The 20,778-nt window shown below is 68.3% G+C and carries 20 protein-coding genes; 9 read left to right on the forward strand and 11 right to left on the reverse strand.

Annotated elements, in window-relative coordinates; translation table 11 throughout:
• Positions 1–129 precede the first annotated feature (129 nt).
• From IBL26_RS04175 to IBL26_RS04195, 5 genes are all read left to right on the forward strand, one after another.
• Positions 130–1,332, forward strand: coding sequence for a pyridoxal phosphate-dependent aminotransferase (locus tag IBL26_RS04175; RefSeq protein WP_187783190.1), 1,203 nt, complete (start codon positions 130–132; stop codon positions 1,330–1,332).
• 10 nt (positions 1,333–1,342) lie between these two features.
• Entirely contained in the window at positions 1,343–3,016 is a 1,674-nt protein-coding gene (locus IBL26_RS04180; RefSeq protein ID WP_187783191.1) for an aminotransferase class I/II-fold pyridoxal phosphate-dependent enzyme, read from the forward strand.
• On the forward strand, positions 3,013–4,023 hold the full coding sequence (locus IBL26_RS04185) for a GNAT family N-acetyltransferase (protein ID WP_367615367.1): 1,011 nt from the start codon (positions 3,013–3,015) through the stop codon (positions 4,021–4,023). Before IBL26_RS04180 ends, IBL26_RS04185 begins: the two co-directional genes overlap by 4 nt.
• Positions 4,024–4,027: 4 nt before the next feature.
• Positions 4,028–4,528, forward strand: coding sequence for a DinB family protein (locus IBL26_RS04190; RefSeq protein WP_187783192.1), 501 nt, complete (start codon positions 4,028–4,030; stop codon positions 4,526–4,528).
• A gap of 69 nt (positions 4,529–4,597) precedes the next feature.
• Positions 4,598–5,185 carry a type 1 glutamine amidotransferase domain-containing protein gene (locus IBL26_RS04195; RefSeq protein ID WP_187783193.1) on the forward strand — a complete coding sequence of 196 codons (588 nt, stop codon included), beginning with the start codon at positions 4,598–4,600 and terminating at the stop codon, positions 5,183–5,185.
• Between the two features lie 15 nt (positions 5,186–5,200).
• Here the strand turns inward: IBL26_RS04195 and IBL26_RS04200 are convergent, their stop codons facing one another.
• Positions 5,201–6,085, reverse strand: coding sequence for an alpha/beta fold hydrolase (locus IBL26_RS04200; protein WP_187783194.1), 885 nt, complete (start codon positions 6,083–6,085; stop codon positions 5,201–5,203).
• A 1-nt stretch (position 6,086) separates the two neighbouring features.
• Positions 6,087–6,581, reverse strand: coding sequence for a hypothetical protein (locus IBL26_RS04205; RefSeq protein ID WP_241748979.1), 495 nt, complete (start codon positions 6,579–6,581; stop codon positions 6,087–6,089).
• An 86-nt stretch (positions 6,582–6,667) separates the two neighbouring features.
• On the opposite strand from IBL26_RS04205, the gene IBL26_RS04210 reads away from it, so the two are divergent.
• Complete coding sequence (locus tag IBL26_RS04210) at positions 6,668–6,907, forward strand: hypothetical protein (protein WP_187783195.1); 240 nt, start codon at positions 6,668–6,670, stop codon at positions 6,905–6,907.
• Positions 6,908–7,022: 115 nt separating this feature from the next.
• On the opposite strand, the gene IBL26_RS04215 is transcribed toward IBL26_RS04210, so the two are convergent.
• From IBL26_RS04215 to trxB, 3 genes are all read right to left on the reverse strand, one after another.
• Positions 7,023–7,172, reverse strand: a complete 150-nt coding sequence (locus tag IBL26_RS04215) for a hypothetical protein (RefSeq protein ID WP_187783196.1) — start codon at positions 7,170–7,172, stop codon at positions 7,023–7,025.
• A 347-nt stretch (positions 7,173–7,519) separates the two neighbouring features.
• Positions 7,520–8,413, reverse strand: coding sequence for a LysR family transcriptional regulator (locus IBL26_RS04220; protein ID WP_187783197.1), 894 nt, complete (start codon positions 8,411–8,413; stop codon positions 7,520–7,522).
• A gap of 5 nt (positions 8,414–8,418) precedes the next feature.
• Complete coding sequence (gene trxB / locus IBL26_RS04225; RefSeq protein ID WP_187783198.1) at positions 8,419–9,399, reverse strand: thioredoxin-disulfide reductase; 981 nt, start codon at positions 9,397–9,399, stop codon at positions 8,419–8,421.
• A 140-nt stretch (positions 9,400–9,539) separates the two neighbouring features.
• On the opposite strand from trxB, the gene IBL26_RS04230 reads away from it, so the two are divergent.
• A complete protein-coding gene (locus tag IBL26_RS04230; protein ID WP_187783199.1) occupies positions 9,540–10,016 on the forward strand; it encodes an Lrp/AsnC family transcriptional regulator in 477 nt (158 codons plus the stop codon).
• A gap of 49 nt (positions 10,017–10,065) precedes the next feature.
• On the opposite strand, the gene IBL26_RS04235 is transcribed toward IBL26_RS04230, so the two are convergent.
• The 6 genes from IBL26_RS04235 to carA all read right to left on the reverse strand — a co-directional run bounded on the left by IBL26_RS04235 (position 10,066) and on the right by carA (position 17,935).
• Complete coding sequence (locus IBL26_RS04235; protein WP_187783200.1) at positions 10,066–10,461, reverse strand: hypothetical protein; 396 nt, start codon at positions 10,459–10,461, stop codon at positions 10,066–10,068.
• 2 nt (positions 10,462–10,463) lie between these two features.
• Positions 10,464–11,663, reverse strand: coding sequence for a threonine ammonia-lyase (locus IBL26_RS04240; protein ID WP_187783251.1), 1,200 nt, complete (start codon positions 11,661–11,663; stop codon positions 10,464–10,466).
• 35 nt (positions 11,664–11,698) lie between these two features.
• Positions 11,699–12,172 carry a transcription elongation factor GreA gene (gene greA / locus IBL26_RS04245; RefSeq protein WP_187783201.1) on the reverse strand — a complete coding sequence of 158 codons (474 nt, stop codon included), beginning with the start codon at positions 12,170–12,172 and terminating at the stop codon, positions 11,699–11,701.
• A gap of 136 nt (positions 12,173–12,308) precedes the next feature.
• Complete coding sequence (gene carB / locus IBL26_RS04250) at positions 12,309–15,554, reverse strand: carbamoyl-phosphate synthase large subunit (protein ID WP_187783202.1); 3,246 nt, start codon at positions 15,552–15,554, stop codon at positions 12,309–12,311.
• Between the two features lie 117 nt (positions 15,555–15,671).
• Positions 15,672–16,421, reverse strand: coding sequence for an SDR family NAD(P)-dependent oxidoreductase (locus tag IBL26_RS04255; RefSeq protein WP_187783203.1), 750 nt, complete (start codon positions 16,419–16,421; stop codon positions 15,672–15,674).
• Positions 16,422–16,453: 32 nt separating this feature from the next.
• A complete protein-coding gene (gene carA / locus IBL26_RS04260; protein WP_187783204.1) occupies positions 16,454–17,935 on the reverse strand; it encodes a glutamine-hydrolyzing carbamoyl-phosphate synthase small subunit in 1,482 nt (493 codons plus the stop codon).
• Between the two features lie 189 nt (positions 17,936–18,124).
• Here carA and IBL26_RS04265 point away from each other — a divergent pair, with 189 nt between their 5' ends.
• Positions 18,125–18,583: a GatB/YqeY domain-containing protein gene (locus tag IBL26_RS04265; RefSeq protein ID WP_187783205.1), complete on the forward strand. Its 459-nt coding sequence runs from the start codon at positions 18,125–18,127 to the stop codon at positions 18,581–18,583.
• Positions 18,584–18,871: 288 nt separating this feature from the next.
• Positions 18,872–20,716, forward strand: coding sequence for a DNA primase (dnaG, locus tag IBL26_RS04270; protein WP_187783206.1), 1,845 nt, complete (start codon positions 18,872–18,874; stop codon positions 20,714–20,716).
• The last annotated feature ends 62 nt before the right edge of the window (positions 20,717–20,778 follow it).

Here is a 20,778-nt window from a genome sequence, read left to right on the forward strand (position 1 = left end):
CGATGCGGGGCCGGCGTGGAGCCAGCCCTGTGGCCTGGGTCATGGCTGGGCGGGCCGCAGGGCGGGTTGTCGGGCCGTGAGCACGGCGGTAGGGTCCGTTCCGTTCTTTGGTGCTGGATCGTTCAACCTATGAAGCTGACCGCCGAGCGGCTCGACCGCATTGCTCCTTCCCAGACCATCGCCATCACGGCGAAGGCGCGCGCCCTGAAGGCCGGCGGGAAGAACGTCATTAGCCTCTCGGCCGGGGAGCCGGATTTCGACACGCCCCAGAACGTCAAGGATGCCGCCATCCGCGCCATCCAGGCGGGCGAGACGAAGTACACCGACGTCTCCGGCACCAAGGTGCTGCGGGAGGCCGCGGCCAACTACTTCAAGCGCGAGCACGGGCTGGACTACAAGCCGGAGGAGATCGTCGTCTCCACCGGCGGCAAGCAGGTGATCTTCAATGCCATGCTGGCCACGATGGGCCCGGGCGACGAAGCCATCATCCCTGCTCCGTGCTGGGTGTCCTACCCGGACATCGTGACTCTGGCGGAAGGCAAGCCTGTTATTGTGGCCGCCGGCCAGAACCAGGGCTTCAAGCTGCTGCCGGAGCAGCTGGAAGCCGCGATTACGCCCAAGACCAAGTGGCTGATCCTGAACAACCCCTCCAACCCGACCGGCGCGGCCTATTCCGAGGCCGAGCTGAAGGCGCTGGCCGAAGTGCTGCTGCGCCACCCGGATGTGTGGGTGTTCACCGACGACATCTACGAGAAGCTCGTCTATGGCGGCTTCAAGTGCAAGACAATCGTGGAGGTGGAGCCGCGTCTGAAGGACCGCACCATCACCATGAACGGCTGCTCCAAGGCCTGGGCCATGACCGGCTGGCGCATCGGCTTCGCCGGCGCCCCGCTGGCGCTGGTGAAGGCGATGGACAAGCTGCAGGGCCAGTCCACCTCCAACACCTCCTCCGTCTCCCAGGCGGCGGCGGTCGAGGCGCTGAACGGCCCGCAGGACGAGCTGGAGAAGATGCGCCAGGTGTATGAGAAGCGCCGCGACCTCGTCGTCGGCCTGCTCAACAAGGCGCCGGGCGTGCATTGCCTGGTGCCGGAAGGCGCCTTCTACGTGTTCCCCTCGATCCATGGCTGCCTCGGCAAGACCACCGCCAGCGGCAAGAAGATCGAGACGGACGAGGATTTCGTCACCGCGCTGCTGGAAGACGAGGGCGTGGCCGCCGTGCATGGCTCGGCCTTCATGTTTCCCGGCCATTTCCGCGCCAGCTACGCGACCGACGATGCCTCCCTGACCGAGGCCTGCACGCGCATCCAGCGCTTCTGCGCCGGCCTGAAGTGAGCGACCTGGCGTGACCAATGCCGAGATCCGCTTCCGCCCCGCGGCGGAGGCGGATTTCGCGTGGTATCTGGACCTCTCCATCCGCACCTTGCGCGACCAGCTGGAAGCGCTGGGGCGGTGGGACCCGGAGCGCCGGCGCAACCGCGCGCGGGCTTCTTTCGACACCGGCGAATTGCGGGTGGTCGAGCGTGCCGGGCAGCGCCTCGGCACCGTGGCGCTGGGCATCCAGGACGACCACGCCGAGATCCATAGCTTTTATCTGGAGCCCGCGTTGCACGGCCAGGGCACCGGCGCCGCCATCCTGCGCCTGCTGCTGGCGGAGGCCGCCGCGCTGCGACCGGCCCGCCCCGTGCGGCTGGAAGTGCTGAAGCGGAGCCCGGCCGCGCGCCTGTACGAACGCGCCGGCTTTGTCCGCGCCGCCGAGCAGGACTATGACTGGCTTTATACGCTTCCCCTTTCTCCACCGGAGTCGAACCCAGCGATGCCTGCTCTCGCCGAACGCCTGAAGGACGTCACCGTCTCCCCCATCGTGGCGATGAGCACGCGGGCCCGCGCGCTGAAGGCCGAGGGCAAGCAGGTGATCAGCCTGGCCGTGGGCGAGCCGGATTTCCCGACGCCGCCGCATGCGGTGGAAGCCGCGCACCAGGCGGCGTTGCGTGGTGAGACCAAGTACCCCGCGCAGGATGGCGGCGTGCCGCTGAAGACGGCCATCCAGGCCAAGTTCAGGCGCGAGAACAACCTGGACTACGCGCTGGACGAGATCTGCGTCTGCAACGGCGGCAAGCAGGTGCTGATGAACGCACTGCTGGCCACCGTCAGCCCCGGCGACGAGGTGCTGATCCCGGTGCCCTACTGGGCCAGCTATGGCGAGATGGTGAAGCTGGCCGGCGGCAAGCCCGTCTATGTGAACTGCCCGCAGAACAACGGCTTTAAGCTGCGCCCGGAGGACCTGGACGCCGCCATCACGCCGCAGACCAAGATGCTGATGCTGAACTTCCCGAACAACCCGACCGGCGCCGGGTGCTCGCGGGAGGAGATGCAGGCCCTGGCGGCGGTGATGCTGAAGCACCCGCATGTCTGGATCCTGACCGATGACATGTACGAGCACCTGGTGTTCGACGGCTTCAAGTTCTGCACGATCGCCGAGGTGGAGCCGCGGTTGAAGGACCGCGTCATCACCGCCAACGGCGTGTCCAAGACCTATGCGATGACGGGCTGGCGCGTCGGCTATGCCGGTGGCCCCAAGGCCGTCATCAAGGCGATGGTGAACATGCAGGGGCAGGTGACCAGCGGCGTCAGCGGCATCACCCAGGCCGCCGCGCTCGCCGCGCTGGAAGGGCCGCAGGAGCTGGTGGCCGAGCGCGCCGCCATCTACGCCCAGCGGCGCGACCTGGTGGTGGAGATGCTGAACCAGGCCCCCGGCATCGTCTGCCACAAGCCGGAAGGTGCCTTCTACGTCTACCCCAACATCGCCAGCTGCCTGGGCAAGACCACGGCTGGCGGCCGGCGGATCGAGACCGATGGCGACTTCGCCCTGGCGCTGCTGGAGGAGAAGCTGGTGGCCACCGTGCATGGCGGCGCCTATGGCATGAGCCCGTACCTGCGCATTTCCTACGCCACGGATACGGAGAGCCTGCGCGAGGCCTGCACCCGCATCCAGGATTTTTGCAAAGGCCTGTCGTGAGCGCCGTGCTCCACAACACCGTCATCCGCCCCGGCCTCGACAGTGACGAGGCCGGCTATATCCGCCTGATCGGCGATGCCTGGGCCGAGTACCCCAACTGCATCCTGGACGTGGATGGCGAGGTGCCGGAGCTGCGTGCCCTGGCCACCTATTTCGCCAAGGCCGGCGGTGCCCTGTGGGTGGCGGAAGAGGCGGGGCGGCTGGTCGGCATGGTCGCCACCCGGCCGCTGGGCTCCGACAACGCCTGGGAAATCTGCAAGATGTATGTGGAGAAGTCCCAGCGCGGCACCGGCCTGGCGCACACGCTGCTGGGCGGGGCGGAGGCGCACGCCATCCAGGCCGGCGCGCACCGCATCGTGCTCTGGACCGACACGCGCTTCGATGCCGCGCACCGCTTCTACGAGAAGCGGGGCTTCGTCCGCTCCGGCTCCATCCGCATCCTGGACGATATCTCCAAGTCGCTGGAATTCCGCTACGCCAAGCCGGCGCGCGGCGTGGTGGTGGAGGCGCTGGACGCCGCCGCCGCCGCCAGCGCCGAGCGCCGGCTGGCGGAGATCCTGGTTGCCTGTGTCGATGCCGGTGCCAGCGTGTCCTACCTGCCGCCGCTGTCGCTGGAAGCGGCGCGCAGCTTCTGGCGCAAGGTCTCGGGCGATGTCGCCATGGCCAACCGGCTGCTGCTGGTGGCGTGGGTAGATGGCCGCATGGCCGGCACGGTGCAGCTGGACCTCGGCACTCCGGCCAACCAGCGCCACCGGGCGGAGTTGGCGAAGCTGCTGGTGCACCCGGATTTCCGCCGCGCCGGCACCGGCCGCGCGCTGATGCAGCGGGCGGAACAGGCGGCGCGCGGCATTGGCCGCACGCTGCTGACGCTGGATACCCGCGCCGGCGATGCGGGGGAGGCGCTGTACCGCGAGCTGGGCTGGCAGGAAGGCGGCCGCATTCCCGACTATGCCGTAGACGCCGAGGGGCGGCTGCACGATACCATCCTGTTCTACAAGAAGATCTGAACCGATGATCTCGGCGGAATGGTGCCGCATGATGGCGCTCTACAACACCGAGATGAACCGGCGCTTCTACGCCGCCGCTGCCCGCTTGCCGGATGCGGTGCGGCGGGAAGATGGCGGCGCCTTCTTCGGCTCCCTGCACGGCACGCTGTGCCACCTGGTCTGGGCCGATACGATCTGGATGTCCCGCTTCGATGGCGGAGAGGGCGTGCCGGTCGGCATTGCCGACAGCCCACGCATGATCGAGGATTTCGATGCGATGTGGGCGGCGCGCCAGGCGACGGATGCGCGCATCACCCGCTGGGCGGAGGCGTTGCAGTACAGCGCGCTGGACGGCGAGCTCAGCTGGTACAGCCAGAGCGCGGGCCGGCAGATGGTCCGCCCGATGGTGGCCACGGTCACGCATCTCTTCCTGCACCAGAACCACCATCGCGGCCAGGCGCATGCGCTGCTGACCCGCCATGGCGAAGATACCGGCGCGACCGACCTGCCTTTCGTACTGCCCTGACCTGCGGCAACCTGGCGCCGGTCCGTCTGTTCCTCCTCCTGACTTCCACAGCGGAAAGGAGGACACGACATGCCCGATATCCGACAGGCTCACATCCTGGTCCTGGCGACCGATGGCTTCGAGCAATCCGAGCTGCTGGTGCCCGTCGAGCAACTGCGCGCCAAGGGCGCCACGGTCGATGTGGTGGCGCCGGAGCAGACGCAGCAGCCTGGTAAGATCGTCGCCTGGAATGGCGAGGCCTCGCCGCCCAATTGGGGTGAGGTGGTGAAGGTGGACAAGGCGCTCTCCGCCGTGAAGGCGGCCGATTACGACGCGATCGTGCTGCCCGGTGGCCAGATCAACCCGGACAAGCTGCGCGGCGAGCAGCAGGCCATCGCGCTGATCCAGGACTTCGCCCGCAACGGCAAGGTCGTTGCCGCCATCTGCCACGCGCCCTGGCTGCTGGTCGAGGCCGGGCTGACCAAGGGAAGGCGCATGACCTCCTTTGCCTCCATCCAGACGGATGTGAAGAATGGCGGCGCCAACTGGGTGGATCAGGAAGTGGTGACCGACAAGGGCATCGTCACCAGCCGTTCGCCCAAGGACCTCGACGCCTTCGTGGCCAAGATCGTCGAGGAGATCGGCGAGGGCAATCACGGCGACCGGATGGCCGCCTGACGCCTGGAGCTGATTTTAGCGGGCGAGGAAGGGTTCCAGCGCCGCCAACACGGCGTCCGGGGCCTCTTCCGCCAGGTAGTGGCCGCTGGGGACGGTGCCGCCGTTGACGGGGCCGGTGGCGTATTGGCGCCATAGCTCCAGCGGCTGGTACCACTGGCCCATCTTGCCCTTGGCACCCCATAGGGCCAGCAGCGGGCAGGCGACCTTCTGCCCCGCTGCCCGGCTGGCGCGGTCATGCTCCAGGTCGATCGTGGCGGCGGCGCGGTAATCCTCGCAGATGGCCATGACCGTGCCGGGCTGGCGCAGGGCGGCCAGGTAGTCCGCCCGCGCTTCAGGGTGGAAGAAGCTGCGGTCCTTGGGCTCGCGCCCGGTGTGCAGGTCGAACCAATCCTCCACGTCGCGCAGGATCAGCCGTTCCGGCAGGTCGTGCGGCTGGGCTAGCCAGAACCAGTGATAGTAGCCCATGGCGAAGGCCATGTCGGTGCGTTCGAAATGCTCGATGGTGGGGACGATATCCATCACCGCCAGGCGCTCCACCGCCTCCGGCGCATCCAGCGCCATGCGGTGCGCCACCCGGGCACCGCGATCGTGGCTGACGACGCCGAAGCGCGGGAAGCCCAGTTCGCACATCAGCGCCACCATGTCCGCCGCCATCGCCCGCTTGGAGTAGGCGGCGTGGTCGGCGCTGGGGCCAGGCTTGCCGGAGAAGCCGTAGCCGCGCAGGTCGGCGCAGACGACGGTGTGGTCCCGCGCCAGCACCGGCGCGACGTGGTGCCACATCATGTGCGTCTGCGGATTGCCGTGCAGCAGCAGCAGCGGCGGCCCCTTGCCACCCCGGCGGAGGCGGAGCGACTGGCCGCCGATGACCCGCTCCTCCAACGTGAAATCCGCGAACAGCATGTCAGCCCGCTCCCAGCTCGGCGCCCGGGCCGAGGATGAGATAGACACTCAACCCCACTCCCAGCACGCCCATCAGCATCGACAGGGCCGGCCAGAACGGCTTCGGGCCCCGGATGATGAGGAACACATTGAACAGCAGGGACAGGCCGAAGCCCAGCGCCACATGGTGCAGTGGGCGCATATAGACGCCCCAGATCAACATGCCGATCCACAGGAAGAAGGCCAGCTTGCCCAGCAGCCGCCAGAACAGGTCCGCGCCTTCGGAACTCGGCCGCAGCTCCGGCACGTTGGAACGCGAATGGATGAACGCGGAACCGGAGAGCAGCATGAGGGCGGGAAGGTAGATTTCCATGAAATGCCGGTACCGCGTGCCATGCCGCTTGCCAAGCCCGCGTCGCTCCGCCATGCGGCAACCGCCGTCTGGCGTGGCTCGTTTCACCCAGGGCGCGGTGAACGCGGCGGTGGCGGGGGCACGAGCCTGGACTGCGACCGGCATGCGTGAATCATGCGGCTGAACAGGCACTGAAGGATGGCCCGCACTCCGGTGAAGGGCCATGCTGCAGCAGCAGCGGAGAACGGACCATGAGCAAGCTCGTCTACGAAGTCGTCCAGCATGACGGCGGCTGGGCCTACAAGGCCGACGGCGTCTTCTCGGAGAGCTACCCGACGCACGACCTGGCGGCGAAGGCCGCGCATGCGGCGGCCGACCACCAGCAGCGCTCGGCCGAGACCGAGGTGATCGAGTACCAGGACAAGAAGGGCGAGTGGCATACCGAGACGGCGCGGGGCAACGACCGGCCCGAGACGTCCGTCAAGGATTGAGCGGCAGCGCCGGCGGCCACATACCAGCCGCCGGCGCTGCGGGCGCCCCACCGGGCCAGAAACGACAAAATGGCAGCGCGACGATCGCGCTGCCCTTTCTGCTACGGCAAAGTCTTCAGTGCTGCGGGAAGGTGCGGACCAGGGCCAGCAACTCATCCGGGATCGGCTCTTCCGCCGGCTGAGTGTACTGGGCCTTCAGGGAACGCTGCATCCATTGGTCCATGGCGCGCTGCTCCACCGGGGCCGGCTGGCTGAAGCGTCTCATGACCTTAGAATTTCCTTTGCCCGGTTCATGGTGTTCGCCACCCACGATGTGGCGCTCCTCATCTCTGTCGGAGGTTCCAACACCGGAAAGGCTTCAGGGTTCCGCGTAATTTTCACGGGGCTGCAAAGATGTGGCCGGGCGGCAACAGCCAGGACCCAGCCAAAAAAAGGCCGCCAACCCGGGGGTGGCGGCCGAAGTCAAACAGGGAGGCTTCACGTCTGGGAGACGAAGGATCCTAAGACCCTTTCCGGCTCAGCACCGGATGACCGAAACATAATCCGCGTTTCGGTCATGCTCCCACTATGAATATCACCGTACGGCCATGCGTCCAGCGCATGATGAAGTTTTCACGACGACGAGATCGCCGCCAGTTCCGCCACCAGGAAGTCCCGGAACACGCCGACGCGCTTGGAGTGCCGCATTTCCTCGGGATAGACGAAGTACGAATCGATGCGGGGGGACTTCAGCTCCGGCAGCACCTGCGTCAGGTCGGCCAGCTCACCCATGTAATCGGGCAGGGCGGCGAGGCCGAGACCGGAGCGTACCGCATAGAGAATGGCCGGAAGGCTGTTGACCTCCACAGCCGCGCGGCGCGGGCTGCCGGGGCGGCGGCCCGCTTCCACCAGCCAGTTGATGCTCTCGACAGGCGGGCGGTAGTCGCCATAGACGACCAGCCGGTGGTTATCGAGGTCCTCCGGCCGCTGCGGCATGCCGGTCTGCTTCAGGTAGTCGGCTGAGCCGACGATCTTGTAGCCGAAGGTGGCGATGTGGCGCTGGATCAGGTCCGGCTGCTTCGGCGGATGCATGCGGATGGCTACGTCCGCCTCCCGCATCGCCAGGTCCAGGTCGTCGTCGTCCAGCAGCAGCGTCACGGTCACGTCCGGGTGCTGCGTCATGAACTTCTTCAGCCGCGGGGCCAGCCAGGTGGCGCCGAAGCCGGTGGTGGTGGTCACCTTCAGCCGGCCGGCGGCACGCTCCCGGCTCTCGGTCAGCAGCGCCTCGGTCATCGCCAGCTTGGCGAAGACTTCCCGCACGGTGCGGTTCAGCGACTCGCCCTGCTCGGTCAGGATCAGGCCACGGGCATGGCGGTGGAAGAGCGGCACCTGCAGGGCCTCCTCCAACGCCTGGATCTGGCGGGAGACGGCCGACTGGCTGAGGTTCAGCGACTCACCCGCATGGGTGAAGCTGCCGGCCTCGGCGACGGCGTGGAAGACGCGGAGCTTGTCCCAATCCAACGGCATGCGCGTCAGGCCGCCTGGTGCTGCGCGGGGGCCTGGTCCTCGACGGCGGCCAGGAACTTCTCGGCCTCCAGCGCGGCCATGCAGCCCGTGCCGGCGGCGGTGACCGCCTGCCGGAACACGCGGTCCTGCACGTCGCCGGCGGCGAAGACGCCCTCCCGGCTGGTGCGGGTCGAATCGGGTTCGGTCACCAGGTAGCCCTCCGCGTCCATGTCCAACTGCCCCGTGAAGAGGGTGGTCGCGGGCGAGTGGCCGATGGCGACGAAGACGCCGTCCACCGCCAGCTCGGACCGCTCGCCGGTCTTCACATCGCTCAGTACCAGGCCGCGCGCGACGGGGGCGTGGCCCCCGGTCTGGGCCAGCACTTCTTCCGTCACGCTGTTCCAGCGCACGGTCACATTGGACTTGGCCAGCAGGCGCTGCTGCAGGATGCGCTCCGCCCGCAGCGAATCGCGCCGGTGCACCAGCGTCACGTGCTTCGCCAGATTGGCCAGGTACAGCGCTTCCTCGACCGCCGAGTTGCCGCCGCCGATCACCGCGACATCCTTGCCGCGATAGAAGAAGCCGTCGCAGGTGGCGCAGGCGGAGACACCGAAGCCGGACAGCTCCTTCTCGCCCGGGATGCCGAGCCAGCGGGCCTGGGCGCCGGTGGCGATGACCACGGCCTCGGCCTCATACGTGTCGCCCGAATCGCCCACGGCGCGGTACGGCCGCTTCGACAGGTCGATGGAGGTGATCAGGTCGTACTGGATGCGGGCGCCGACATGCTCGGCCTGCTCGCGCATCTGTTCCATCAGCCAGGGGCCCTGGACGGGCGCGGCGAAGCCGGGGAAATTCTCGACCTCGGTGGTGATGGTAAGCTGGCCGCCGGGCTGCATGCCGGCGACGACCAGGGGTTGCAACCCGGCGCGGGCGGCGTAGATCGCCGCGGTATACCCAGCAGGGCCTGCACCGAGGATCAGCAGGCGGGTACGATGCAGTTCGGGCAAGGTCTTGGTCCTGGAAACACTCACGGGGCACAAGATATCGGCAAGATCGGTGAATACCGCAACCCGGATGCCTTGAATACGCGAGGCCATGCAAGGATATTGCGCTTGAAACGCCGCGCGAGCAATGAACGGTTCAATTGATGCCCGATTCCATAGATAACCTTGACGCGGTCGACCGGCAGATTCTGGCGGAACTGCAATCCGACGGCCGCATGACGAATGTGGAGCTGGCGCGCCGCGTGGATCTCTCCGCCCCGCCCTGCCTGCGCCGGGTGCGGCGGCTGGAGGAAGCCGGCATCATCCGCGGCTACCATGCCGAGGTCGATCCGGTGGCGCTGGGCTGGGAAATCACCTTCTTCGCGCTGGTGGGGCTGGAGAGCCAGAAGCAGACCCTGCTGCAGGCCTTCCAGGAGGAGGTGAAGCAGTGGCCGGAGGTGCGGGAGTGCCACATGATCCGCGGCGGCGGCGACTTCCTGCTGCGCGTGGTGGCGCGCGACACGGCGCATGAGAATGCGCTGACCAACCGCCTGACCTCGCACGCCACCGTCTCCCGCGTACAGACGCTGCAGACGATCCATACCGCCAAGCAGGTGCCCGGCGTACCGCTGGAGATGTGAGGGAGCCGGGGGAGGGCGTCCTCCCCGGACTTGTTGTCCTGCGCCGGCCCTATGCGGCCGCGCGGCGACCCTTGGTCCAGGCCCAGGCCAGCGCCACGGTGGCGACGAACCATGCCAGCGCCAGCAGCGGGTGCAGGAAAATGGTCAGCAGGTTCATGAACAGCATCGGGTTGATCAGGCCCGCCAGGAAGATACCGATGCTGTAGCCGTTGACGACCTCCGCCACATCACGGCCCCACAGCCAGCAATGGTTGAAGGTGCCGGCGCTGGAGGTACATTCCGCCAGGGCCGGTAGCAGGAAGAGCGCGATGATGTTGCTCAGCAGCGGCACCGCGAACATCACCGCCAGCAGCACCAGCGGGCCGCCGACCAGCAGCAGCGCCCAGCCCAGGCGCCGTTGCCGCCGACGCCGGTCCGCGGCCGGCGAAGCCTCCGTCCCAGCCACGCTCAGCCCCGGCGGACGACGTACTGGGCGGCCGCCAGCGCGGCGATGATGGCGTTGCCCTGCGCCGAGTCGCGGACCTCGATCATCAGCTCCAGCTCGGTCGACTGCACCGTGGGGGCGCCGAACAATTGCTGGTGCTTGACCTCGATGACATTGCCGCCGGCATCAGCGATGCGGCGGGAGATGTCGGAGAGCATGCCGGGGCGGTCGGGGATATCGAAGGTCAGGCGCAGCAGCCGGCCATCCCGCAGCAACTGCCGCAGCAACACGTTGGAGAGCGCCCGCGCATCGATATTGCCGCCGCAGACCGGCGTGCCGACCCGCTTGCCGGCGAACAGGGACGGATGCGTCAGCAGCGCCGCGACGCCAGCGGCACCGGCGCCTTCCGCCACCACCTTGGCACCTTCGGCCAGCAGGGCGATGCCCTGCTCCACCGCACGCTCCGGCACGATCAGGACCTCGACGCCCAGGCGCTTCAGCAAGGCGTAGGGCGCCTCGCCGACATCGCGCACGGCGATGCCCTCGGCCACCGTCGGGCCGCCGACGGCCACCGGCTGCCCGGCCAGGCGCTGCGCCATGGCCGGATAGCCCTCGACCTCGACGCCATAGATCTTCACGCGCGGGTTCAGCTCGGCAATCGCGGCCGCGCAGCCGGCGAGCAGGCCGCCGCCGCCGACCGGGATGACCAGCGTGTCGATCTCCGGCGCGTCCTCGACCATCTCCAGCGCCATGGTGCCCTGGCCGGCGATGACGCCGGGGTCGTCATAGGGGTGGATGAAGGTCAGCCCCTCGCGTAGCGCCAGGTCGTGGGCGTAGGCGGCGGCCTCGGCCAGCATCTCGCCGTGCAGCACCACCCTGGCGCCCCAGCCCTCGGTGCGCGTCACCTTGGTCGAGGGGGTGAATTTCGGCATGACGATGGTGGCGGCGATGCCCAGCAGGCTGGCATGCCGCGCCACGGCCTGGGCATGGTTGCCGGCGGACATGGCGACGACACCCGCCGCGCGTTCCCGCGCCGTCAGCAGCGCCAGCCGGTTGGCGGCGCCACGCTCCTTGAAGGCCCCGGTGGCCTGCAGGTTGTCCAGCTTCAGCCAGACGTCGCAGCCCACCGCGCGCCCGACGGCGTGGGAGGGCAGGGTGGGCGTCCGCAACACCGCACCCTGGATGCGGGCCGCGGCGGCCCGCACCTCAGCCAGCCCGATCACAGGCAGGTCGGCGGGCTCCACCAACGGCCGCTGCATCAGCGGAACCGCACCTTGGCGATCTCGTAGGCACGGGCGCCGCCCGGGGCCGGCACCTCCACCGTATCGCCGACCGACTTGCCCAGCAGGGCTTTGGCGAGCGGCGAGGACATGGAGACGGAGCCGTTCTTCATGTCTGCCTCATACGCGCCGACGATGCGGTAGGATTTCTCCTCCTCCGTCTCCTCGTCGATGATCGTGACATAGGCGCCGAACTTCACCTGGTCGCCGGAGAACTTGGAGATGTCGATGATCTCCGAGGCCGGGACGATGGTCTCCAGCTCCGCGATCCGGCCCTCGATGAAGGACTGGCGCTCCCGCGCGGCATGGTACTCGGCGTTCTCGGAGAGATCGCCATGGGCACGCGCTTCCGCGATCGCGCGGATCACGGCGGGGCGTTCCTCAGCCCTCAGCTGGCGCAGCTCCTCTTCGAGCCTTGCATGGCCTTCGGCGGTCATGGGGAACTTCTGCACGGCGTGCCCTTCCTAACAAACGATGGCCCCATCGGTAGCGCCGGCCGGGCCATCTTGGCCGGGCCGGCACCGCCGGTGGGGCAGGGACTATAAAGGGGGCTAAGGCCGCCTCCGTCACGGAAGCGGCCCCACCCGGTCAGAACGAAGGGGGAAAGTAAGCCTGCACCGGCGCCACATCAAGGGTTCCGGCCTTGAGGGCGGCAATGGCGTGCACCACGGCCCGCGCGCCGGCCATGGTGGTGTAGTGCGGCACGCCATGCGTCAGCGCGCTGCGACGGATGTCGAAGCTATCCGCCACGGCGGCCCCGCTGCCGGTGGTGTTGATGACGATCTGGATCTCGCCATTGCTGATGGCGTCCACGCAATGCGGGCGGCCTTCCATCACCTTGTTGACCACGGAGACCTCAAGCCCGGCCTCCCGCAGCTTGGCGGCGGTGCCGCGGGTGGCGACGAGAGCGAACCCCATCTCGGTCAGCCGGCGGCCGAGCTGGACGGCGGTGTTCTTGTCCCCCTCCTTCACCGAGATGAAGGCGCCGCCGCTCAGCGGCAGGTTCACGCCGGCGCCAAGCTGCGCCTTGGCAAAAGCGCGCTCGAACGAGGTGTCGAGTCCCATCACCTCGCCGGTGGACTTCATTTCCGGGCCCAGGATGACATCGACATTGGGGAAGCGGTTGAAGGGGAACACCGCTTCCTTGACGGCGACATGGCGGCTGATCGCCTCGTCATCCAGCTTGAACTCGGACAGCTTCGCGCCCGCCATCACGCGGGCCCCGATCTTCGCCACGGCCACGCCGGTCGCCTTCGCCACGAACGGCACGGTGCGGGACGCGCGCGGGTTCACCTCGAGGACGAAGATTTCCCCGTCCTTGACCGCGTACTGCACGTTCATCAGGCCCTTCACCTTCAAGGCCTTCGCCATCGCCTCCGTCTCCGCCTTCAGCTCGGTGATGATGGCGGGGGAGAGCGAGTAGGGCGGCAGGGAGCAGGCGCTGTCGCCGGAATGGATACCGGCTTCCTCGATATGCTCCATGACGCCGGCGACATAGACGTTGCCGGCCTCGTCGGCGATGCAGTCCACATCGACCTCGATGGCGTCCTGCAGGTACTGGTCGATCAGGATCGGGTTCTCGCCCGAGACCTTCACGGCCTCCTGCCCGAAGCGCAGCAGCTGCTCCTTGTTGTAGGCGATTTCCATCGCCCGGCCGCCGAGCACGTAGGAGGGCCGGACGACGACGGGGTAGCCGATGCGCTCGGCCTCCACCACCGCCTCATCCAGCGTGCGGACGATGCCGTTCTGCGGCTGCTTCAGGCCAAGGCCCTTCAGCAGCTGCTGGAAGCGCTCGCGGTCCTCGGCGATGTCGATCGCCTCGGCGCTGGTGCCCAGGATGGGGATGCCGGCCTTGTCGAGCGCCTGGGAAAGCTTCAGCGGCGTCTGGCCGCCATACTGCACGATGCAGCCGAGGATCTCGCCCTTCTCCTGCTCCTTGCGGATGATGGAGATGACGTCCTCGGCCGTCAGCGGCTCGAAATACAAGCGGTCCGAGGTGTCGTAGTCGGTGGAGACCGTCTCGGGGTTGCAGTTGATCATGATCGTCTCGAAGCCCGCATCGCGCAGCGCGTAGCAGGCATGGACGCAGCAATAGTCGAACTCGATGCCCTGGCCGATACGGTTCGGGCCACCGCCGAGGATGACCACCTTCTTCTTGTCGGTCGGCCGGCTCTCGCACTCGGGCGTACCGAAGCCGCCTTCGTAGGTGGAGTACATGTACGGCGTGTCGGACGCGAACTCACCCGCGCAGGTATCGATGCGCTTGAACACCGGCAGCACGCCGGCCTGGTGGCGCAGCGCGGTGATGTCGGCTTCGGATTTGCCGGCCAGCTTGCCCAGGCGCTTGTCGGAGAAGCCCATCGCCTTCAGCTTGCGCAGGCCGATCGTGTCGGTCGGCAGGCCGGCCTTGCGGACCTCGTTCTCGGCCAGCACGATCTTCTCGATCTCGCGCAGGAACCAAGGCTCGAACTTGCAGGCGCCGTGGATCTCGTCGACCGTCAGCCCGGCGCGGAAGGCCTGCGCCACGTTCAGCACGCGGTCCGGCTTCGGCGTGGCCAGCGATGCGAGATGCGCTTCCTTCGAGCCATCGCCCGGCTGCTCGATATCATCCAGGCCGGACAGGCCGGTCTCCAGCGAGCGCAGGCCCTTCTGCAGCGCCTCGTTGAAGGAGCGGCCGATGGCCATCGCCTCGCCGACCGACTTCATCGAGGTCGTCAGGGTGGCCGGCGTGCCGGGGAACTTCTCGAAGGTGAAGCGGGGGATCTTCACGACCACATAGTCGATCGTCGGCTCGAAGGCCGCCGGCGTCACCATGGTAATGTCGTTCTTCAGCTCGTCCAGCGTGTAGCCGACGGCCAGCTTCGCCGCGATCTTGGCAATCGGGAAGCCCGTGGCCTTCGACGCCAGCGCGGAGGAGCGGGAGACGCGCGGGTTCATCTCGATGACAACCATGCGGCCATCGGCGGGATTGATGCCGAACTGCACGTTGGAGCCGCCGGTATCGACGCCGATCTCGCGCAGGCAGGCGATGCTCGCATCGCGCATGCGCTGGTATTCTTTGTCCGTCAGCGTCAGGGCCGGGGCCACCGTCACGGAGTCACCCGTGTGGACGCCCATCGGGTCCAGGTTCTCGATGGAGCAGACGATGATGCAGTTATCCGCGCTGTCGCGGACCACCTCCATCTCGAACTCCTTCCAGCCCAGCACGCTCTCCTCGATCAGCACTTCCTTGGTCATGGAAGCGGAGAGGCCGGCGGAGACAATCTGCTCGAACTCTTCCTTGTTGTAGGCAATGCCGCCGCCCGTGCCGCCCAGGGTGAAGGAGGGGCGGATGACGCAGGGCAGCTTCACCAGCTCCAGCCCGGCGCGCGCCTCTTCCATCGAATGGGCGATGGCGCTCTTCGGGCTCTCGATGCCGATCTTGGTCATGGCATCGCGGAACTTCAGGCGGTCCTCCGCCTTGTCGATCACCTCGGCCTTCGCGCCGATCAGCTCGCAACCGTACTTCTCCAGCACGCCGGCCTCGGCCAGCTTGAGGGACGTGTTCAGCGCGGTCTGGCCGCCCATGGTGGGCAGCAGCGCGTCCGGCCGCTCCTTGGCGATGATCTTCTCGACCATCTCCACGGTGATCGGCTCGATATAGGTCGCGTCCGCCAGGCCGGGGTCGGTCATGATGGTGGCGGGGTTGGAGTTCACCAGGATGACCCGGTAGCCCTCCGCCCGCAGCGCCTTGCAGGCCTGCGCGCCGGAATAGTCGAACTCGCAGGCCTGGCCGATGACGATGGGGCCGGCCCCGATGATCATGATGGACTTGATGTCTGTACGCTTCGGCATCGGGGAGGGGCCTCAGGTCTGGAGCATGATCGCTGGCGGCGGGTTCACCGTGCAGCGCGGGTCATGCGGATCAATCACAGGGTGCGCGGCCCGGCGGATGGGCCGCGCGCAGGAAGTTCAGCCGTGCACCGACAGGCCGCCATCCACCGGAATGGCCGTGCCGGTGACGAAGGCCGCGGCGTCGCTGGCCAGGAAGGCGGCGAGGCCGGAGAAGTCGCCCGGGTTGCCCCAGCGCTTCTGCGGCGTGCGGGCCAGCACGCGGTCGTTCAGGTCCGGCATGTCGCGCTTGGCGCCGGCCGTCAGCTCGGTCTCGATCCAGCCGGGCAGGATGGCGTTGGCGGTGATGCCATCCGGCCCCCATGCCACGGCCAGGCTGCGCGTGTACTGCACGATGCCGCCCTTGCTGGCGCCATAGGCGGGGGAGAGCGGCAGGCCGAAGATCGACATCATCGAGCCGATGGAGATGATGCGCCCGTGGCCGGAGGCCTTCAGGTGCGGGTAGGCGGCACGGCTCATCCGCATGGCGCTGGTCAGGTTGGCGTCCATGACGGCCATCCATTCCTCGTCCGTCACGTCCTGCGGCAGGCGGCGAATATTGGTGCCGGCATTGTTGACCAGGATGTCGATGCCGCCACCCTGCTCCACCACCTGGGCGATGACGCGGTCCGCCGCATCCTTCTCCGTCAGGTCGGCCTGGATGGCGAAGGCGCCGTCACCCAGCTCGGCCACCGCGGCCTTGTTCTTGTCGGCGTTGCGGCCGACCACGGCCACCCAGGCGCCGGCCTTGGCCAGCCCGCGCGCCATGCCGAGGCCGATGCCGCCATTGCCGCCCGTGACCACGGCGACCCGTCCGCTGAGATCGAACATCTTCGTTCCTCTTTCCTGGAAAGGGCCGTTGCTCAGCCCTTTTGGGCCGCGATCATGTCCACGAAGCGGTGGAAGAGATAGTGGCTGTCCGACGGGCCGGGGCTCGCCTCCGGGTGGTACTGGACAGAGAAGGCGGGTTTGTCCGTGGCGGCGATGCCCTCGTTGGAACCGTCGAACAGCGACTTGTGCGTCACCGTCACGCCGGCGGGCAGGCTCGCCTCGTCCACCGCGAAGCCGTGGTTCTGGCTGGTGATCTCCACCTTGCCGGTGGCGAGGTCCTGCACCGGCTGGTTAGCGCCGCGGTGGCCGCGGTCCAGCTTGTAGGTCTTGGCGCCCAGGGCCAGGGCCAGCAGCTGGTGCCCCAGGCAGATGCCGAAGACCGGCTTACCGGAAGCCAGCACGCCCTGGATGGCGGGCACGGCGTACACGCCGGTCGCCGCCGGGTCGCCCGGGCCGTTGGAAAGGAAGACGCCATCCGGGTTATGGGCCAGGATGTCCTCGGCGGTGGCGGTGGCGGGCACCACGGTCACGTCGCAGCCGGCATCGGCCAGGCAGCGCAGGATGTTGCGCTTGGCGCCGTAGTCGACGGCCACGACCTTGTGGGCGCGCACCGGGTTCTTCTCGAAGCCCTGGCCCCAGCTCCACAGGCCCTCTTCCCAGGCATAGGACTGGCGGCAGGAGACCTCCTTGGCCAGGTCCATGCCTTCCAGCCCGGGCCAGCCGGCGGCCTCGGCGCGCAGGGCGGCCAGGTCGAACTTGCCATCCACCGGGAAGGCCAGCACGCCGTTCGGCGCGCCGCCATCGCGGATGCGCAGTGTCAGCGCCCGGGTATCCACGCCGGCGATGCCGGGGATGCCGTGGCTCTTCAGCCAGTCATCCAAATGGCGGGTGGCGCGGTAATTGGCGGGCTCGGTCAGGTCCAGCTTCACCACCAGGCCGCGCGCGGCCGGGTTGATGCTCTCCACATCCTCCGCATTGGCGCCGACATTGCCGATATGCGGGAAGGTGAAGGTGATGATCTGGCCGGCATAGGACGGGTCGGTCAGGGTCTCCTGATAGCCCGTCATGGCGGTGTTGAAGCAGATCTCGCCGACGCTGGTGGTGTGGGCGCCGAAGCCCATGCCCCAGAAGACGGAGCCGTCGCCCAGGACCAGCGCGGCGGTGGCGCCGGAGGGCGGCTGCTCGGCGGCCATGCTGCTGCTCTGCTGCTGGGTCTGCATCGGGCTCTCCGCTTCCGGTGTGATGGGCGCGCCCTGGGGCACGGATGTTTTGGCCGCGCCCGGGGCTGCGAAAGTCTTGGGCGCGAAACTCTGGGGCGCCGTCGCAGGCGCGGGCGCGCCCAGCGGCATGTCGGCCAGGCTCAGGCCGGTGGCGGCGATGATGGCCGGCCAGTGCTTGGGCGGGATGGCGCGTGACTGGCGCCACTTCCGCACGGCCTCCGTACCGATGCCACAACGCTGGGCGGCAACTTCGGCGCCACCGATCAGGCTCAGGATGTCTTCGACGGACCGCATGCCGGCCTTATGTGGGAATTCTTTTCCCAACACAAGAATTCCAGGCGGGAGTCGGTGGGAAAAAAATTCCCACGCTTGCCGGGCGGCTGGCCTGTGGTGGTTCCTCTGGCCCTCGCGCCGCCCCGGGCCTTATACCCGCGACCCATGCCTGGCGCCGCCGCGCCCGGCCCCCGACCAAGGAGATTCACCATGACCCTGCGCGCACGCTTCCTGGAGGAAATGAAGGCCTCGATGAAGGCCGGCGACTCCGCGCGCACCTCTACCATCCGCATGGTCATGGCCAAGCTGAAGGACACGGACATCGCCTCCCGCCCCACCGGCGTGACCGAGGTGCCGGATGAGCAGATCGTCTCCATGCTGCGCGGCATGGTGAAGTCCCGCCGCGAGAGCGTCGAGATGTACACCCAGGGCAACCGACCGGAGCTCGCCGCCAAGGAAGAGGCCGAGATCGCCGTGATCGAGGGCTTCCTGCCGCAGCAGATGGATGACGCTGCCACCCAGGCCGCCGTCGATGCCGCCGTGGCCGAGGCCGGCGCCACCAGCATCAAGGACATGGGCAAGGTCATGGCCGTGCTGCGCGCCAAGTACGCGGCGACGCTGGACATGGGCAAGGCCGGGCCGCTGGTGAAGGCGAAGCTGGGCGCCTGATGGGGAAAGAGTCAGGTCGGGGGGAGGAATTCCCCCGAGCCCCCATCTTTTCTCTTCGAGTTGGCGTGGCGCTCCCAGACAGGTGACCCTCCGGCGACTGACAGTCAGCCCGCGCCGCCTTTATGATTCATAACGGCTCTTCACCCGGCGCGCCGGTTTGTCCTTCCGGCCGAAGCCCAGCTTGCAAAAGAAAGAAGGGGGTTCGGGGAATTCTTTCGCCGACCTTACGCTTTCCCGCAGCCACTTCCCCGCTGACGCCCGCACCGCTCATGCTCTAAGAGCCACCTCATGGCGTTGCCTCCCAATTTTCTGGACGAGCTCAGGCTGCGGACGCCGCTGCCGGCGTTGATCGGCCGCAAGACCAAGGTCACGCGGTCCGGGCGGCAATGGCGGGCCTGCTGCCCGTTTCACGGCGAGAAGACGCCGTCCTTCTACATTTATGACGACCACTACCATTGCTTCGGTTGCGGGGCGCATGGTGATGCCATTGCCTTCGTCATGCAGAGCGACGGCGCCTCCTTCCCCGAGGCGGTGGAGCGGCTGGCGGGCGAGGCCGGGCTGGAAGTGCCCAAGGCCACCCCGCAACAGGCGAAGCGGGAAGCCAAAAGCCGCGACCTGCATGCCGTACTGGAAGCCGCCGCCGAGGCCTTCCAGCGCCGGTTGCGCCTGCCGGAAGGCCGCGCCGGGCTGGACTACCTGCTGCGCCGCGGCCTGAGCGAGGCGACCATCCAGAAATTCGGCCTCGGCTGGTCCGGCGGCGGGCGTGGCGCGCTGGCGGCGGACCTGAAGCCGCTGGGCATCGAGCTGCGCCAACTGGTGGATGCCGGGCTGATGCGGGCCGGGGAGGGCAGCGAGCCACCGGTGGACCTGTTCTTCAACCGCGTCATGTTCCCCATCCGGGACCGGCGGGGGAAGCTGGTCTCCTTCGGCGGGCGCATCCTGGGCGACGGGCAGCCGAAATACGTCAATGGGCCGGAGACCGACCTCTTCTCCAAGCGCCGCAACCTCTATGGCATCGACCTGGCGCGGGAAGCCGCCTTCCGGGGCCAGAAGGTGGTTGTGGCCGAAGGCTACATGGACGTCATCGCCCTGCACCAGGCCGGGTTCGGCGCGGCGGTGGCGCCGCTCGGCACCGCGCTGACGGAGGAGCAGCTCGCGGAACTCTGGCGCATGGTGCCGGACCCGGTGCTGTGCTTCGACGGCGACAATGCCGGCACCCGCGCCGCCGCCAAGGCGGCCGAGACGGCGCTGCCGCTGCTCTCGCCGGAGCGGACCCTGGCCTTCATCGCCCTGCCAGCGGGCGAGGACCCGGATTCCCTGACGCGCAAGAACGGCGCCGGCGCCTTCCAGTCCCTGCTGGATGCCGCCAAGCCGCTGAGCGACGTGCTGTACGACATGCTGGCGGCGCAGAGCCCGGGCGCCACGCCGGAAGCCCGCGCCACCCTGCGCCACAAGCTGGTCGGCGCCGCCGAGGTCATCCCGGACAAGACGCTCGGCGCTGAATATCGGCGGCTGCTGCTGGACCGGTTCTTCGAATCCGGCCGGCGGGCGCCGCAGCCGCGCTTCGCCCCGCGTGGCGAGTGGAAGAAGGGTGGCCGCCCCGGCCCGCCGGCGCTGAACCTGCCCAGCCCGGGCATCGACCGCGATCGCACGCAGCGGGAACGCGCCGGGTGCCTGATGGCCATGACCATCTCCCACCCCTGGCTGCTGCCGGAGGTGGAGGAGGCGCTGGGCCAGCTGGACCTGCCGCCCGACAGCCCCGAGGCATTGTTGCGCGACGGCATCCTGCACTGGCATGCTGGCGCCGAGCAGCTTGACCCGGACGCCCTGCGCGCCCACCTGCAGGCGACGCGGGCGGAGGAACTGGCCTGGGCCACGCGCCTGCCCGGCCTGCCCCGCGCCGCGATGGCCGAGGCCCTGCCGAAGGAAGTGGCGGCGGGCTGGTGGCACTTCTTCGGCCTGCTGCGCGGCCAGGAGGCCCTGATGGAAGACCGGCGGCAGGCGGAGCTGGACTGGATCGCCTCGAACGACGAAGCCGCGCTGACACGGCTGGTCCGCCTGACCGAGGCCCTCTCCGCCCAGCAGCGCGGGGATATGGAGGATGACACCAACGAGGCCGACACCGCGCTGTAACGGCGTGGCTTTCGCTCCACCGGCTCTTGTGTTGCGGGGCCACGCGCGGCTATGGCCCGAAG

The sequence above is a fragment of the Teichococcus aerophilus genome (assembly GCF_014490485.1).
Classification (GTDB): Bacteria; Pseudomonadota; Alphaproteobacteria; order Acetobacterales; family Acetobacteraceae; genus Pseudoroseomonas; species Pseudoroseomonas aerophila.